The sequence below is a fragment of the Mycolicibacterium vinylchloridicum genome, assembly GCF_013404075.1.
Classification (GTDB): Bacteria; Actinomycetota; Actinomycetes; order Mycobacteriales; family Mycobacteriaceae; genus Mycobacterium; species Mycobacterium vinylchloridicum.
This window is the reverse complement of record NZ_JACBJQ010000014.1, coordinates 48,450-63,504: the sequence shown is the minus strand read 5'-3', so window position 1 is coordinate 63,504 and position 15,055 is coordinate 48,450. Positions and strand designations below refer to the sequence as shown.

Genomic DNA, 15,055 nt, shown 5'->3' with positions numbered 1-15,055 from the left:
GCTAAATCGTAGTGTGGCAAAGTGAACGGGGCGGGACGTCTGCCTGGGGTGTCGATCTCGAGGAGCCATGATGACCTTCAACGAGGGTATGCAGATCGACACGAGTACCACCTCTACCGGTGGCGGCGGCCGCGGTCGCGGCATCGCGATCGGCGGTGGTCTTGGCGGTCTGGTTGTGGTGCTGCTGGCGGTGTTCCTCGGTGTCGACCCGGGCCAGGTGATCAGCCAGCAGCCTGCCCTTCCGCCCGGTGCCGAGCAGTCCGGCTATGACCTGAGCAAGTGCCGGACCGGCGCCGACGCCAACGAGTACGTCGAGTGCCGGGTGGTGGCCACCGGCAACTCCGTCGACGGCGTGTGGGAGAACCTACTCAGGGGCTACACCCGCCCGAAGATGATGCTGTTCAAGAACAACGTCAACACCGGCTGCGGGGCCGCGTCCAGCGACATGGGGCCGTTCTACTGCCCGGCAGACCAGACCGCCTACTTCGACACCGACTTCTTCCAGGTGCTCAAGGACCAATTCGGTTCCAGCGGTGGACCATTGGCGCAGGAGTACGTGGTGGCCCACGAGTACGGCCATCACGTGCAGGACCTGCTCGGCGTGCTCGGCCGAGCGCAGGGCGCAGGCGCGCAGGGCGCCGGCGGGGGTGGTGTCCGCACCGAATTGCAGGCCGACTGTTACGCCGGGGTGTGGGCGCACTACGCCGCGATCACCAAGCAGCCCGGCACCGACGTCACTTATCTGAAGCCGCTGACCGATAAGGACATTGCCGATGCGCTTTCGGCGGCGGCCTCGGTGGGCGACGACCGGATCCAGAAGCAGGCGACGGGACGGGTGAATCCCGAAGTATGGACCCACGGGTCAGCGGCCGAGCGCCAGAAATGGTTCACCACCGGCTACCAGACCGGTGACCCCAAGCAGTGCGACACGTTCAAGGCCCGCGATCTGGGCTAGCCGGGAAGCTCGGCGCTCATTTCGCAGCGATCGGCGTCGAAGCTGAAATAGCCCTTGATGGGCTGGGTTTCGGGCAACGGGTGGTCGTAGCTCCACGCCACGTCCTCGACATCACCGGCGGCCCAGTAGGTGGCGTACCCCTTGTAATTGCAGTAGCTCGCCGTGTCCGTCCGGCGCAGCAGATCAGTACGGACGTGCGTGTGCGCGACGTAAAGCCTTGGCGCCAAGGCGGTCTCGAACACGATGACGGTGTCGTCGGTGTCCACCACCACCTCTCCCGCCACCGCGACCCGCAGTCGTCGCCGGGTCGGCCGGCAGTCGACGCGGTGGTAGGGGTTGGGCGGATAGTGCACGAGCGTGCGCCCCTCCTCCACCCAGGCGTCGACGGCATCCCACGGCACCCGCACATACCCGGGCGCGGCTTCTTCGGGTTCGGTTGGCAGATCGGCTGTTTCACCCGCCGGGAAGACATAGCTCAGCGGCGCGCCGGCCCGGTGAACCATCAGCGCGTTCTCGGTGTCGATGACCGGCCGGCCGTCGCGCACCGCCTGCACCCGGCGCGGATGCGGCTCGACGTAGACGATCGGGCCGGCCACCGGCGGACAGAACCAGCCGGCCCGATCCGGACCGAGTGGGCCGCGGCCGGCGACCAAGCTCATCGCGCTAGATCCGGGCTTCGGCGGCGATCGCGTTGTCGGTGACGCGCAGCGGGCGGATCAACGCATCCTGGGTGAACGACGCGATCAACTCGCCTTCCTCGGTGTGGATCGCCCCGCGGATGTAGGACATGCCCGCACCGACCTGGGTGCTCTCGTGGGTGTAGAGCAGCCACCCGCTCCACGCGACCGGTTCGTGGAAGCTCACCGTGACCGTCATCGGCGCGGTGGACACGGTGAGGTGCGACTGTGCGGTGCCGATGCCTGCGTGTGCGCGCATGGTCGTCGAGATCCCCAGATGCCCGGTGAAGTAGGCGATCAGAGCCTTGGCCAGGTCGTCGCGGGCGGGGATGGGCTCGTAGTGCAGCCAGGCGTAGACCTCGGGCGGACCGACCTCGTCGGGGCTGTTGATGTCGACGACGTCGACGAGCTTGACCTGCCGTCCCGTCATGGGCATTTCGCAGACATTGGCCTGGTCCGGCCCGGCCACCTCCGGGCGCGGCAGATGGTGGCGGATCACGTCGGGAGTAGGCACGTCGGCGAGCACCGTGAACGTCATGCAGCGCTTGCCGTTCTGCGAGGCGGTGATGACCGCCGACGCGGTGGAGCGCCCTTCGGCGACGACGTCGATCTCGAGAACCACCGGCGGGCCGACCAGCACCGCCCGGGCGAACACACTGTGGACCGAGCGAATCGACTTACCCTCGAAGCGCTTTGCCGCCGCGACGATCACCTGGGCGAGCACCTGGGTGCCCTCGACGACTTGCCGTTCGTCGGCGTCGGCGATACCGGTCGGGGCGATGAAGCGGTCCTGCCCCTCGGCCTGGACGTCGAACAGATCGAGCAGGCGCGGCACCGTCCAGTGGTTCTCGGCGGCGTCCCCGGAATTCGAAGCCATGTGTTCCCTCACCTCGTCGTGTTCCAAGACGGTAACGTCATTCTCGTCACTGTAACCCGACCGATAAGCTGACCCGATGGCCAAGGCCAACCAACGATCGCCCGAGGCGCCGAGCGCCGATCCGGACTCCCGGGAGAGCCGCTTCATGCGGTCAGCCCTGTCGATCCTGGCCGAGACCGGCCGCACCGACTTCACCGTGCTGGAAGTCGTCGAACGCTCGAAGACCTCGCTGCGGTCCTTCTACCAGCACTTCACCACCAAAGACGAGCTGCTGCTGGCGCTGATCGACAAGATCATGGCCGAATCCACCAAGCAATGGCGGAAGGAAACCGACGGCCTGCCCGCGGCCGAGGCGATGCGCCTGCTGATCGAGCGGATCTGCACGCCCGCCGAAACCACCAAGCAGGACAGCATCAACCGCGGTCTGACCTATTACAACGACCACCTCGCCGAGACCCTGCCCACGGAGTACTCCCGGGTGCTCTCGCCGCTGCATCAGTTGATCGGCGAGATCCTCGAACGCGGCAAAGACGAGGGCACCTTCCGGCCCGACCTGCAGTCCCAGACCACCGCCGCGCTCATCATGCAGGCGGTCCTCGGCGCGATGCGGCTACGCAGCCTGGGCGCCGAACTCAACGGTATCCCGATCGACGCGAAGCACATTTACGACTTCTGCGTCCGCGGCCTGCTGCCCTGACCCGTTTCCGCAGCTAAATCCGTCTTTTGTCGCCGATGTGTGTACCACGCCGGCTACGTGGTAACGTCATTACCGTTAGCCCATTAATTCAGACTCTCTGGAGGCGACCATGCCCTCGCGCGAGCTTCCCTATCCGGTATTCGACGCCGACAACCACTTCTACGAGCCCCAGGAAGCGCTGACGCAATTCCTGCCGGACAACCGGAAGGGCGTCATCGACTACATCGACGTCAAGGGCCGCACCAAGATCGTGGTGCGCAACCACATCAGCGACTACATCCCGAACCCCACCTTCGAGGTCGTCGCCCGCCCCGGCGCCCAGGAGGAATACTTCCGGCACGGCAGCGGCGGCAAGAGCTACCGCGAGGTGATGGGTAAGCCGATGAAGGCCATTCCCGCCTTCCGCAACCCCGAGGCACGCCTCGAGGTACTCGACGGTCTCGGCCTTGACTACACGATCATGTTCCCGACGCTGGCCAGCCTGGTCGAGGAGCGGCTGAAGGACGATCCCGAGCTGATCTTGGACATCGTCCACGCGCTCAACCAGTGGATGTACGAGACCTGGCAGTTCAATTACGAGGGCCGGATCTTCTCCACGCCGGTGATCAACCTCAGCATCGTCGACCGCGCGCTCGAGGAGCTCGAATGGTGCCTGGAGCGCGGCGCCAAGACCGTGCTGGTGCGGCCGGCGCCGGTTGCCGGCTTCCGCGGCTCCCGCTCCATGGGCCTGCCCGAGTTCGACCCGTTCTGGGATGCGTGTGTGAAGGCCGGTATCCCGGTCTGTATGCACGCCTCGGACAGCGGCTACGCCGAGTACCTCAACGACTGGGAGCCCGCCGACGAGTTTCTGCCGTTCAAGCCCACGTCGTTCCGGATGGTCGCGATGGGCAAGCGGCCCATCGAGGACACCATGGCCGCCCTGGTGTGCCACGGCGCGCTGACCCGCAACCCGGATCTGCGCATCCTGTCCATCGAGAACGGCGCGTCCTGGGTGCCCTACCTCTTCTACCAGTTCAAAGACGTGTACTCGAAGATGCCGCAGGAATTCCCGGAGGATCCCATCGAGGCGTTCCGCCGGGGTGTCTACGTGGCGCCGTTCTGGGAGGACGACTTCAAGAAGATGGCCGAGCTGTGTGGCATCGACCGCATCATCTTCGGTTCGGACTGGCCGCACCCCGAGGGGCTGGCCAACCCGATCAACCTGGTCGACGATCTCGTCGCCCAGGGCCTGGACGAAGAAGGTCAGCGAAAGGTGATGGGCGGCAACCTGGTCGACCTGTTCAAGGTGCCCAACGTGTCGGTCCACAAGCCCGACGTGCCCGCGCTCGTCATCGCATGAGCGATGTCTCCTCCCCCGAACAGCTGTTGTTCGTGTCGACGACCCAGGCGTTTCTGGAGAAGGAAGCGTCGCTGAGCACGGTGCGCGAGCTGCACGCAGCGGATACGTCGTTCGACACCGCGTGGTGGCAGCGCGCGGCCGAGCTCGGCTGGGCCAGCTTGCTGGTCCCCGAAGAGCTTGGCGGCGGCAGTGTCTCGGGCAATGGCTTGGCCGACCTCGCGCTGGTGGCCGAACAGATCGGGCACAGCGTGGCACCGGGTCCGCTGCATCCGGTCAGCGTCGTGCTCGCGGGTCTGGTCGAGGCGCCCGACGGTCATGAGGACACCATCGAGGCGCTGGTGTCCGGCGAGCTGGTGGCATCGTGGGCGGTCTACGAGCCGCGCCGGCCGCTGTCCCCGCTGCAGCCGACGGCGACGGCCACGCGTACCGATTCCGGCTACCGCATCGACGGGGTGAAGGACCGTGTCGAGGCGGGCGCCGAGGCGGGTGTCTTCCTCGTGGTCGCCGATCTCGAGGGCAGTCCTCGCCAGTTCCTGGTCCCCGCCGACCTCGCAGAAGTCACCGAACAGCGCTCGGTCGACATGGTGAAGCGTTATGCCCGAGTGGAATTCAACGGCGCCCAGGTCGACGAGGCTGCCGCGGTCGGCGACGCCGCGCAAACACCGGCGATCATCGAGCGGCAGCGCCAGGTCGCGTTGGTGCTGCAGTGCGCCGAAATCGTCGGAATTCTGGAGACCGTGCTGGCCATGACGACGCAGTGGATGTTCGACCGCCACAGTTTCGGCAGGCCGCTGGCGTCCTATCAGGCGCTCAAGCATCGGCTCGCCGATATGAAGATGTGGTTCGAGGCGTGCCGGGCGACCACCGCGGGCGCGGTGGCCGCGGTGTCCGACCGTTCGGATGACGCCGCCAAACTGGTCAGCGTCGCCAAAGCTTATGTGGCCGAACGGGCGCCGGTGATGCTGCAGGATTGCGTGCAACTGCACGGCGGGATCGGCGTCACGTGGGAGCACGATCTGCACTTGTTCCTGCGCCGCACCGAGCTCTACCGCGCGCTCTACGGTTCACCCGAGGACCACCACCGCGCGGTGTACGCGTTGAGCGCCAAGACTGCACGACAGGAGGCTTCGGCATGACCGAGACTGTCATCTCCACGTCCACCGAATCGGTCGCCGAGTTCGCCGCCAGGGCCCGTACCTGGCTGGCGGCGAATATGCCGCCCATCGACCCCGACCACCCGCCGTTCTCGGTGCGCGCCGAACAACCCTCGTGGGACCGCGCACAGGAACTGCAAAAGCGCTTGTACGAGGGCGGTTTCGCCGGTATCTGCTTCCCCCGCGAATACGGCGGGCTGGGTCTGGACCACGCGTATCAGCAGGCATTCAACGCCGAGTGCCGCGGCTATGAGATGCCACTGATCCTCAATACGCCATCGCTGACGATCTGTGCGGCGACGATCCTGGACATGGGCACCGAAGCCCAGAAGCGCGAACGTATTTCGGCTGCCATCCGCGGCGACGAGGTGCTCTGCCAGCTGCTGAGCGAGCCCAGCGGCGGCTCTGATCTGGCCGGCGTCATCACCCGCGCCGACCGCGTTGGCGACAAATGGGTCGTCAACGGCGCAAAGACTTGGAGCACAAGCGCTTTCGCCGCCGACTACGGGCTGATGCTGGCCCGCACCGACTGGACAGTGCCCAAACACGAAGGCCTGACCATGTTCCTGGTGCCGCTGAACTCCCCCGGCATCACCATGCGGCGGATCAAAGAGGTCAACGGCAACGAGGAATTCTGTGAGGAGTTCTTCGACGGCCTCGAGCTCGGTGACGACGCCGTGGTCGGCGAGGTCAACAAGGGCTGGGAAGTGGCCTCCCGTCAGCTGCATCACGAACGCCGCGCGGTCGGCGGCGGATCGGAATTCGCCAGCGGAACCGGTGCGGAGAACGCCGAGGAGATGCCACCGGATCACGTCACGCTGGCCGAGCGCACCGGACAGGGTGACGACCCGGCGGTGCAGAGTCTGGCCGGTCGCGCGCTGGTGCGGCGGATCGTCAAGGAACAGCTGATCCATCACGTCGGGACCGCCATCGGCAACGGCTCGCTGCCCCCGAACGCCGGCACGCTGATCCGGTTGTTCCATGCCGAGACCACCGAACTCGAAGTCGACACCGCGCTCGCGATCGCCGGCACCGCCGGTGTGGTCGACGAGGGCGGGGACCTGTCCGGCCTCCTCGACATCGGGGTGCGGTATCTGTCGCGGCAGACCGGATCGCTGGGCGGCGGCAGCAGCGAGATGGCCCGCAATGTGATCGGCGAACGTATCCTCGGGTTCCCGCGCGAACTGGCCGCCGACAAGGGTGTGCCGTTCAATCAGGTCAAGCGCGGGGGCGGCTAGAAGGCCGGAGCGCCTCGGGCGCGACATCGAACAAAGTCGGCTGCGGCTCCGGTACGACGACCGGCGAGGCTACCGGGGTGAATTGCCGGTGGTCGCGGGCCAGGCCGTGCTTGTCGATCAGGGGTGCGACCCGCTCACGCAGCATGTCGCGATAGTCAGCAGGCAGGTAGGCCCCGCGGCGGTACAGCTGCCGGTACGGCGCGACGAGTTCGGGATGCGAACGCGCCAGCCACGTCATGAACCACCCGCGCGTCGAACTGCGCAGGTGCAGGCCGAACACCGTGACGGACGTGGCACCCGCCTCGGCGATCAGGCCGAGCAGTCTGTCCAGATCTTCCGTCGAGTCGGTCAGGTGCGGCAGCACGGGCGCAACCATGACGTGACAGTCCAGCCCGGCGTCACGCACCGCGGCGATCAACCCGAGCCGTGCCTGCGGTGACGGGGTTCCCGGTTCGACGGCACGATGCAGATCGGCATCGCCGACGGCAAGGGAGATCGCCACCGACACCGGAACCTGTTGTGCCACATCGGCAATCAGATCCAGATCCCGGCGCAACAGCGTGCCCTTGGTCAAGATCGACAGTGGTGTGCCCGAAGCCGCCAGTGCGGTGATGATGCCCGGCATCAACTCATAGCGCCCCTCGGCCCGTTGATAGGGGTCGGTATTGGTGCCCAGGGCCACCGTCTCCCGGCGCCACGACGGGCGGCCCAGCTCGCGGCGGAGCACGTCGACGATGTTGGTCTTCACCACGATCTGGCTGTCGAAATCCTCGCCCGGATCGAACTCCAGGTATTCGTGGGTGGGCCGGGCGAAGCAGTACCGGCAGGCATGCGAGCAACCGCGATAACCGTTGACGGTGAACCGGAACGGCAGCATCGCGGCGGCCGGGATCTTGTTCAGCGCTGACTTGCACAGCACTTCGTGAAAGGTGATCCCGTCGAACTGTGGCGTGCGCACACTGCGCACCAGCCCGATGCGCTCCAGGCCGGGCAACGCACCGTCGTCGACCGCTATCCCCTGGCCGCTCCACCGCACCCGTCTATTCGAACGCACGTTCGATGATCTGTCAATGCGCATCGCGCAATGCGCGTGCTACGCCCAGGACACCGCTGAGTAACGCCGTCCCGCTTCTCTTGAGGTCAACAGCGGAAGGAGAGCTCGTGACCGAGAAGTTCCACCTGGGGTGGTTCCTCAATTTCGTCGCCGACGAGTGGAACGGCAACTGGGGTGACGGGGGCCGTGACTTCACCGGCGACTTCTACGTCGAGATGGCGAAAGACCTGGAGCGGGCGAAATTCGATTATGTGTTGATCGAGGACAAGCTGATGGTCTCCACCGCCTACGGCGGCACCATGGAAGCCGACCTCAAACACGGTGTCAACCCGAAGCACGACCCGGTGCCGCTGGCGATCCTGATGGCCAATGCGACCACCCGACTCGGCGTGATCCCGACGATGTCCACCAGCTTCTACCCGCCGTTCCTGCTGGCCCGGCTGTGCAGCACCGTCGATCACATCGCCCGCGGCCGCTTCGGCTGGAATGTCGTCACCTCCGGGGAGGACCGGGCCGCGCAGAACTTCGGGATGGACAAACTCTACGAACACGACGAGCGTTATGCGATGGCCAGTGAGTACCTGGAACTGGTCAGCAAGCTGTGGGAGTCATGGGAGCCCGACGCCATCGAGCGTGACCACATGACCGGCACCTACGCCAACCACAAGAAGGTCCACACCATCGACTTCGAGGGCAAGTATTACAAGAGCCGGGGACCGCTCAACACCGCGCCGTCCCCGCAGTATCGCCCGACGATCGCGCAGGCCGGCGCCTCGCCGCCAGGCCGCGAGCTGGCCGCCCAGCACGCCGACACCATCGTCGCGCCCTCCAACGGCGCCGAGGCGATGAAGGCCTACCGCGACGACATCCACGCGCGGATGAAGGCCAATGGTCGCGATCCGTCGCACTGCAAGGTGCTCTACCTGGTCTCCCCGATCGTCGCCGACACCCACGAGGAGGCACTCGCCAAGCGGGAGCGCTGGTTCAACGACCCGCTCTACATCGAGTACATGCTCGCCGAGATCTCCTCGATCACCGAGATCGACTTCTCCCAGTTCGACCTCGACCAGCCGGTACCCGCGGTGACCACGAACGGCGAACGGGGTGCGTTGGAGAGTTTCCTGGCCCGCGGCAAGGGAAAGACGTTGCGCCAGATCGTCACCGGCAGCGGTATGACCGCCAACATCCCGTTCATCGGTACCCCCGCCGAGGTCGCCGACCAGATGGCCGAGCTGATGGACGAGGTGGGTGGCGACGGCTATCTGATCACCAGCCCGGTGATGCGCCTCAACCGGCGTTACGTCACCGAGATCACCGACGGGCTGATCCCCGAGCTTCAGAAGCGCGGCCTGACTCGCAGTGAGTACACGACCACGATGCTGCGCGACCACCTGCGCGAGTTCTGATGACCTGCGCCGCCGCCGACAACGGCTGTGACCCAGACGTCTCCGTCGAGGCCGCGATCGCCGCCTTGCGGGCTGGCGGGATGGCGGTGGTCGTCGACGCCGACGACCCCGACGACGACGGGGATCTGCTGGTGGCGGCCGCCCACGCCACACCTGAACGCGTCGCGTTCATGATGCGCAATACCGGTGGAATACTCTGCGTACCAATGCTTTCTGCAGATCTCGACCGGTTGCGCCTGCCGCCGATGGTGGCGGTGAACGAGGATCCGAGGGGCGCGGGTTACGCCGTCTCGGTCAACGCGCGCACCGGCATCAGCACCGGGGTGTCCGCTGCGGATCGCAGCCGGACCATCGCCCTGCTTGCCGACCCGGATACCCGACCGGGTGATCTCACCAGGCCCGGGTACGTGTTTCCGTTGCGCGCGGTCGACGGCGGTGTCCTGCGCCGGGCCGGGCACACCGAGGCTGCCGTCGACCTCGCCCGGATGGCCGGGTTGCCGCCAGTCGCCGTCATCGGTGAGGTTGTCGATGACGCGGGCATGGCCGCGCGGGGAGATCGACTGTGGCGCTTCGCCGCCGACAACGGCCTGCCGGTCGTCAGCATGTCGGAGCTGATCGCCTATCGCCGACGCACCGAACGTCTCGTCGAGATGAAGGCTTCCAGCCGGTTGCCCACCGAGCACGGGGTCTTCACGGCGCACGGATTCCTCTCGGTCCTCGACGGGCGCGAACACATTGCGTTGGTCATGGGCGAACCGGCCGCCGGCGATGGCGGGCCGACGCTGGTACGGGTCCACTCAGAGTGCGTGACCGGCAACGTCTTCAAGTCGGCAGGCTGCAGTTGTGCCCCGATGCTCCACGGGTCGATGAAGGCGATCGCCGCCAGAGGCCGAGGGGTTGTCGTCTACCTACGGAGCAGCCATCGACGGTCCCACCGACTGCACGACGCCGACGTGCTGGACGAGCGAGACTACGGTGTCGGCGCCCAGATACTCGCCGATCTCGGGGTACGCCGGATGCGACTCCTGACCAATAACCCCGTGAAGCGAATCGGCTTGGAGGCCTTCGGCCTGGAACTGGTCGGGACCAATCCGCTGCCCGGGGTGCCGTTGGCGGCGGTCGAAAACTCGACTGTTCGGTGACCCGCTGCCCGGTTCCCCGGCGCAATGGCTCGCGCTGGTTCCTGCCGCTGATGGCCGCCGCAGGTGTGACCATGAGCCTGACCGCCCCGCTGGAAGTCCTCTTCATTCGCAGTTACTCCGAAAGTAGCTCTTATATAGGCATATTCATGCTGTCCGCAGCGATCGGAGTGATCCTTGTCGACGTGTTCGGCACCAGGTTCGTGCCGGGCCTGGACGCGCGGGTGGCATTGACCGCGGGGCTGGCATTGTTCGGCGTGGCGTGCATCGGCATCGGGTTTGCCTCGGAGGGAATCGTGCTGATGACCTCTCGCATTCTGCAAGGCTGCGGCGGCGGTATCGTACTCGGTGCGGGATTACAAGCAGCCGTACGTGTTCGGCCGCCATTGCCGCAGCTCGGCGGCGACGCGTACGGGACGAGCGTGGCGCCATCGGAGGATGTGGTCCGCTCGGTGGGCCGGTTCAACGCAGCATTCCTCTTCGGCGGGGCTGTCGGTTCGCCGGTTGGATTGCTGATCGCCGGTGTCATCGACGGACGGGTCGGCTATCAGATCGCCTTCGCCGCCACCGGCGCCCTGGCGCTCAGTGTCGCCGCCGCTCTGGTGGTGGTACTGCCCGCCCTCGATGCTCCCCTGGGACTGGCGCCACCTCGTATCGGCCTCCCGCGGTTCGATCGGACAGCCGGCGGCGCCGCCGCCTTGGTTCTGGCGATGAGCGGTGAATTCCTGCGCGGTGGAGTTCTTTTCACCGCGCTGCCGATCACGGGTGCCGCCCGCGAGTACTCCACGATCACCATCGCGCTGGCGATCGCCCTGATGTCGGGTGTGGAGATCGCGGTGCTGTTCCTGGCGTACCGGGTCATCCGGTCGACCGGGGTGGTGAGTGTGCTGATCATGTCGTTCATCCTCGGGACCGGGTGCGCCGTCGCACTGGCGCTGATGCCCGGGGTGCCGGCCTACCTGGTCGCATCCGCCCTGTTCGGCGTGTCACTGGCAGGGGCCACCGCCAGCCTGCCAGCACTGGTGGTCGCTCAAGTCGGGGATTCGTCGGCGGGACTGGCAAAATTCCGGATCTCGGCGGGCATCGGCATTCTGATCGGCAGCGTCGGCTGTGCCGTGCTGGCCGGCATGATCGGCATCACAGCGCTTTTCGCGCTGGTAGCCATCATCTTGCTGGCCAGTGCGCAGCTGGCGCACCGAGTCGGAAGACGAGTGACACCGACGTAACCCAGACGTCGCGCCCACGCGGCCTCAGTTAACAATCAGATGGTCTCATGGTAGGCAAGGGACTTTGGTCCCCGATCCTTGGGAAAGGAGCACCGACCGTGAGACCAGGCGATCAAGCACCGTACGGTAGTTTTCAGCCCCGCTTCCACGCCGCGGGCTACGTCCGCCCGGAGGTCCGCTACCAACGTCAGCGCCAAAGTCCCGACCGGTTGAACAATTCACCCCGGCGCACCTACGACCTGCTGCGTTCCACGCTGGTCACCACCGGTGACCGCGATCGTCCGTTGGTGGAAAGCGAACTCACCGAGGCACTTTCGGCAAGCCGCAGCACGATTCGCACGGTGCTGCAGCAACTCGCCCGGGAGGGCCTGGTGACCCGAGAGCCGAAGAACGGAACGAAAGCCACCGGAGCGCTGGTACTTCCCATCGACCGGTTGACCCCGGTGCAGGCGCGAACGCTGGAGTCGCGGTCGCTGGGGTGTCCGCCGATAGTGCGCGACAGGCTGCGGCTGCCGGCCGACTGGACCGTGCTGATGATCGAGAGCCTGTTGCTCGAGGACGGCCAGCCGCTGGGCCTGTCGGTCAACTACATCGCCGTCACCGAGGAGCAGTCCGCACACATCGACGTCGACAAGTCCGACGTCATCCACGTTCTGGAGCATCAGATCGGGATACGGATCGGTGACAGTCAGACCACCGTCGGTGCGATCGCCGCCGATCGGCAGACCGCGGAACTGGTCGGTATCGACGTTGGCGCCCCAGTCATCTGGCTGGAGGACGTCATCGAAGACGAGCACGGCCAGCCTCGCGCGTTGTCGCAGCTGCGGCTGAGGGCCGATCGGGTGGCCTTCTCGGCCGTCGCCCGCCGCACCGCGTGATACCCGCGGTCAGAAAGTTGTCAGGTTGCCCCGCAGGAACGGCGAGTCGTAGCTCAAGCGGGACAGCCCTTGCCGCTGCAGTTCGGGAACCAAGCCGTCGGTGATCTCGGCCACCACACGCCGGTTGAGCGGACCGACGTAGAACAGCACTCCGTCTCCGCCGACGGCACCGATCATCGCCCCGAGTTCGGCAGCGACCTCCTCAGGGGTGCCCACCGGTTCAATCGCATGTGGTTGCGTCGCCACCTCGCGCAGTGTGCGGCATGGGTCGCCCAGCCGCGCGGCCAGTGAACTCTGGTGGCCGTTGGTCGTGAACGATGTCGCGAGTTCGGCCAGTGGGGTGTCGACGTCATAGGGCGAGAAGTCGATGTCGGTGATGAAACCGAGTCCGGCAAGCCCGATCTCGGGTCGCGCCCACAGTTCGTCATCATGCCGCTTCTTGCGGTCGACCGCCTCGGCGCGGGTCTCGCCCAGAAACGGCGTACACAAGAACAGCACCTTGACCTCGTCGGGGTCGCGTCCGGCCGCCTCCGCCCGGCTGCGGACATCGTCGCGGTATTCCTTCATCTCCTCCACGGACGTGGCGGCGGCGATGATGCTGTCGGCGTTACGGGCCGCGAACGCCCGGCCGGCCGGGGAACCGCCGGCCTGGATCAGCGCGGGCCGCCCCTGCGGCGGAGGGGCGGTGTTCAGCGGGCCGCGGGTCCGGAAGAACCGACCCTCGAAATCCACCGGGCGCACCTTCTGATGGTCGGCGAAGATTCCCGATTCCAGCTCGGCGACAATCGAATCCGCATCCCACGACGACCACAGTGCGCGCACGGCGTCGGTCATCTCCTGGGCGATCTCGTAACGCAGGTCGTGTGCCGGTTGAGTGGGCTTGCCATAGTTTTGGGCGGCCCGATCCGAGCTGCCGGTGACGATGTTCCATCCGGCCCGCCCGCCTGATACGTTGTCGAGCGTCGAGACCAGCCGGGCGAGCAGGTATGGCTGGTACTCGGTCACCGCCAGCGTCGGAACCACACCGATGTGCCGGGTGGCCCCGAGCATCAGCGTCGCCAACACAGCCGGATCGTGCTTGGGCACCGACCGTGCATTCTGCAGGTAGTACCGCGTCGACTTCTCATACCCGTCGGGAACATAGGCGGAATCCTCGATGATGAGGTAGTCGAAGCGAGCCCGCTCGAGTGCCCGGATGAAGTCCACGTAGAACTCGCCGGTCATCCACTCCGTTGCTGCGGTTCCCCGCCAGGGGCTGTTCCAGTCGTGGACTCCGAAACCGTCCCCGAGAAACCAGGCCAGATGCATTCTGCGGTCGGCGTCCACGTTTAGGCCTCCTCGGTCGACTCTCGTTGCAGCCCAGTCAATCCGGGGCCGGTCATCGATCGATGACATTCACCGAAATCCCCCATTGCGCGGCACTCCGTTTGGTTACCGCGGCGAAATCATCGCCGAGGGGGCGACAATACCGCTGCGTGCGCAGCATCACAGCAGGTTTCGACCCGCGTAAAGCGGCTGACTCCGATGTGGCGCGCCGCGGAAACACGGCGTTGTTATTCCGAAACCATCGGTTTACTCGATGGATGAGGAGGCTTTTCGTGATGACCGACCTTCGCGAGTTCTGCACCGCCGGGGGTGCGCGGTGAGGCCCCGACCCGTGCGGCCCGAGACGGTGTATCAACGGAATCGGCGAACCCCCGACCGCCTCAACAATTCCCTTCGGCGCAACTACGACCTACTGCGCTCCACCCTGCAGAACGGGCCGGCCGATCTCTCGCTCGCCGAAGGCGATCTGATCGACGCGCTGTCGGCGAGCCGCAACACAGTGCGGGCCGTGCTGCAGCAGCTTGCCAGGGACGGGCTGGTCACCAGGAGCCCGAAGCGCGGCACCCGCTCGGCGAAATCGTTGATGCTGCGCATCAACAACCTCTCACCGGTCGCCGAATTCGGTGGTGACACAACCATTGACACCCAATTGAAGACCCTCGAATACCGCACCCTCGGCAGTCTGCGCATCGTCGGAGAACGGCTGAAGCTGCCACCGGACTGGACAGTGCTCATGGTCGAGTCTCTACTGCTGCAGGAGTTGCAGCCGCTGGGCATCGTCGTCTGCTACCTGGCCCAGCAACCCGACGCACCGCACGCGGCCGACATCAGTGAGCCCGATCCGATTCTGTATCTGGAGCATCATCTGAATGTCCGAGTTGCACGCAGCCGCACCACAATCGGCGCGATCGCTGCCGACGAGCAGTGCGCAGCGCTGATCGGCCTGGAGGTCGGGGCGCCGATGCTGTTCCTCGAGGACATTCTCGAAGACGACACCGGTCAGGCCCGCGCCCTGTCGCAGTTCCGGATGCGTAGTGACCGAATCGCATTCACGGCCTGCGCCCGCCGCCCCGCCTGACTGGCGCTCAG

14 protein-coding genes are annotated in these 15,055 nt (G+C 66.1%); 10 read left to right on the top strand and 4 right to left on the bottom strand.

Annotation, left to right across the window (positions count from 1 at the left end):
- Positions 1–70 precede the first annotated feature (70 nt).
- Positions 71–955 (top strand): KPN_02809 family neutral zinc metallopeptidase, encoded by an 885-nt coding sequence (gene ypfJ, locus HPC46_RS14040; RefSeq protein ID WP_179470756.1) that lies wholly within the window; start codon positions 71–73, stop codon positions 953–955.
- On the opposite strand, the gene HPC46_RS14035 is transcribed toward ypfJ, so the two are convergent.
- Both HPC46_RS14035 and HPC46_RS14030 read right to left on the bottom strand, forming a co-directional pair.
- On the bottom strand, positions 952–1,614 hold the full coding sequence (locus tag HPC46_RS14035) for a DUF427 domain-containing protein (protein ID WP_179470755.1): 663 nt from the start codon (positions 1,612–1,614) through the stop codon (positions 952–954). The genes ypfJ and HPC46_RS14035 overlap by 4 nt on opposite strands.
- A gap of 4 nt (positions 1,615–1,618) precedes the next feature.
- Positions 1,619–2,509, bottom strand: a complete 891-nt coding sequence (locus HPC46_RS14030; protein ID WP_179470753.1) for an acyl-CoA thioesterase — start codon at positions 2,507–2,509, stop codon at positions 1,619–1,621.
- Between the two features lie 76 nt (positions 2,510–2,585).
- Between HPC46_RS14030 and HPC46_RS14025 the strand changes: the two genes are divergently transcribed.
- The 4 genes from HPC46_RS14025 to HPC46_RS14010 all read left to right on the top strand — a co-directional run bounded on the left by HPC46_RS14025 (position 2,586) and on the right by HPC46_RS14010 (position 6,937).
- Entirely contained in the window at positions 2,586–3,206 is a 621-nt protein-coding gene (locus HPC46_RS14025; protein WP_179470751.1) for a TetR/AcrR family transcriptional regulator, read from the top strand.
- A 109-nt stretch (positions 3,207–3,315) separates the two neighbouring features.
- A complete protein-coding gene (locus HPC46_RS14020; protein ID WP_179470749.1) occupies positions 3,316–4,545 on the top strand; it encodes an amidohydrolase family protein in 1,230 nt (409 codons plus the stop codon).
- Positions 4,542–5,681, top strand: a complete 1,140-nt coding sequence (locus tag HPC46_RS14015; protein ID WP_179470747.1) for an acyl-CoA dehydrogenase family protein — start codon at positions 4,542–4,544, stop codon at positions 5,679–5,681. The genes HPC46_RS14020 and HPC46_RS14015 overlap by 4 nt, the downstream gene beginning before the upstream one ends.
- Positions 5,678–6,937, top strand: a complete 1,260-nt coding sequence (locus tag HPC46_RS14010) for an acyl-CoA dehydrogenase family protein (RefSeq protein ID WP_179470745.1) — start codon at positions 5,678–5,680, stop codon at positions 6,935–6,937. Before HPC46_RS14015 ends, HPC46_RS14010 begins: the two co-directional genes overlap by 4 nt.
- Here the strand turns inward: HPC46_RS14010 and HPC46_RS14005 are convergent.
- On the bottom strand, positions 6,918–7,973 hold the full coding sequence (locus tag HPC46_RS14005) for an Rv2578c family radical SAM protein (protein ID WP_179470922.1): 1,056 nt from the start codon (positions 7,971–7,973) through the stop codon (positions 6,918–6,920). The genes HPC46_RS14010 and HPC46_RS14005 overlap by 20 nt on opposite strands.
- Before the next feature lie 125 nt (positions 7,974–8,098).
- Here HPC46_RS14005 and HPC46_RS14000 point away from each other — a divergent pair, with 125 nt between their 5' ends.
- From HPC46_RS14000 to HPC46_RS13985, 4 genes are all read left to right on the top strand, one after another.
- Positions 8,099–9,397 (top strand): NtaA/DmoA family FMN-dependent monooxygenase, encoded by a 1,299-nt coding sequence (locus HPC46_RS14000; protein ID WP_179470743.1) that lies wholly within the window; start codon positions 8,099–8,101, stop codon positions 9,395–9,397.
- On the top strand, positions 9,397–10,539 hold the full coding sequence (gene ribB / locus HPC46_RS13995; protein ID WP_179470741.1) for a 3,4-dihydroxy-2-butanone-4-phosphate synthase: 1,143 nt from the start codon (positions 9,397–9,399) through the stop codon (positions 10,537–10,539). Before HPC46_RS14000 ends, ribB begins: the two co-directional genes overlap by 1 nt.
- Positions 10,536–11,762 (top strand): MFS transporter, encoded by a 1,227-nt coding sequence (locus tag HPC46_RS13990; protein WP_325096664.1) that lies wholly within the window; start codon positions 10,536–10,538, stop codon positions 11,760–11,762. Before ribB ends, HPC46_RS13990 begins: the two co-directional genes overlap by 4 nt.
- A 98-nt stretch (positions 11,763–11,860) precedes the next feature.
- A complete protein-coding gene (locus tag HPC46_RS13985) occupies positions 11,861–12,640 on the top strand; it encodes a GntR family transcriptional regulator (protein WP_179470739.1) in 780 nt (259 codons plus the stop codon).
- A 9-nt stretch (positions 12,641–12,649) separates the two neighbouring features.
- Here HPC46_RS13985 and HPC46_RS13980 read toward each other — a convergent pair whose 3' ends face one another.
- Positions 12,650–13,966 carry an NtaA/DmoA family FMN-dependent monooxygenase gene (locus tag HPC46_RS13980; protein ID WP_325096663.1) on the bottom strand — a complete coding sequence of 439 codons (1,317 nt, stop codon included), beginning with the start codon at positions 13,964–13,966 and terminating at the stop codon, positions 12,650–12,652.
- Between the two features lie 316 nt (positions 13,967–14,282).
- On the opposite strand from HPC46_RS13980, the gene HPC46_RS13975 reads away from it, so the two are divergent.
- Positions 14,283–15,044: a GntR family transcriptional regulator gene (locus tag HPC46_RS13975; protein ID WP_179470737.1), complete on the top strand. Its 762-nt coding sequence runs from the start codon at positions 14,283–14,285 to the stop codon at positions 15,042–15,044.
- Positions 15,045–15,055 lie beyond the last annotated feature (11 nt).

What these genes read in the sequence shown, in the direction of transcription:
- ypfJ (WP_179470756.1), top strand. Translation starts at nt 71, where the DNA reads ATGACCTTCAACGAGGGTATGCAGATCGACACGAGTACCACCTCTACC.
- HPC46_RS14015 (WP_179470747.1), top strand. Translation starts at nt 4,542, where the DNA reads ATGAGCGATGTCTCCTCCCCCGAACAGCTGTTGTTCGTGTCGACGACC.
- HPC46_RS14010 (WP_179470745.1), top strand. Translation starts at nt 5,678, where the DNA reads ATGACCGAGACTGTCATCTCCACGTCCACCGAATCGGTCGCCGAGTTC.
- HPC46_RS14020 (WP_179470749.1), top strand. Translation starts at nt 3,316, where the DNA reads ATGCCCTCGCGCGAGCTTCCCTATCCGGTATTCGACGCCGACAACCAC.
- ribB (WP_179470741.1), top strand. Translation starts at nt 9,397, where the DNA reads ATGACCTGCGCCGCCGCCGACAACGGCTGTGACCCAGACGTCTCCGTC.
- HPC46_RS14025 (WP_179470751.1), top strand. Translation starts at nt 2,586, where the DNA reads ATGGCCAAGGCCAACCAACGATCGCCCGAGGCGCCGAGCGCCGATCCG.
- HPC46_RS14030 (WP_179470753.1), bottom strand. Translation starts at nt 2,509, where the DNA reads ATGGCTTCGAATTCCGGGGACGCCGCCGAGAACCACTGGACGGTGCCG.
- HPC46_RS14035 (WP_179470755.1), bottom strand. Translation starts at nt 1,614, where the DNA reads ATGAGCTTGGTCGCCGGCCGCGGCCCACTCGGTCCGGATCGGGCCGGC.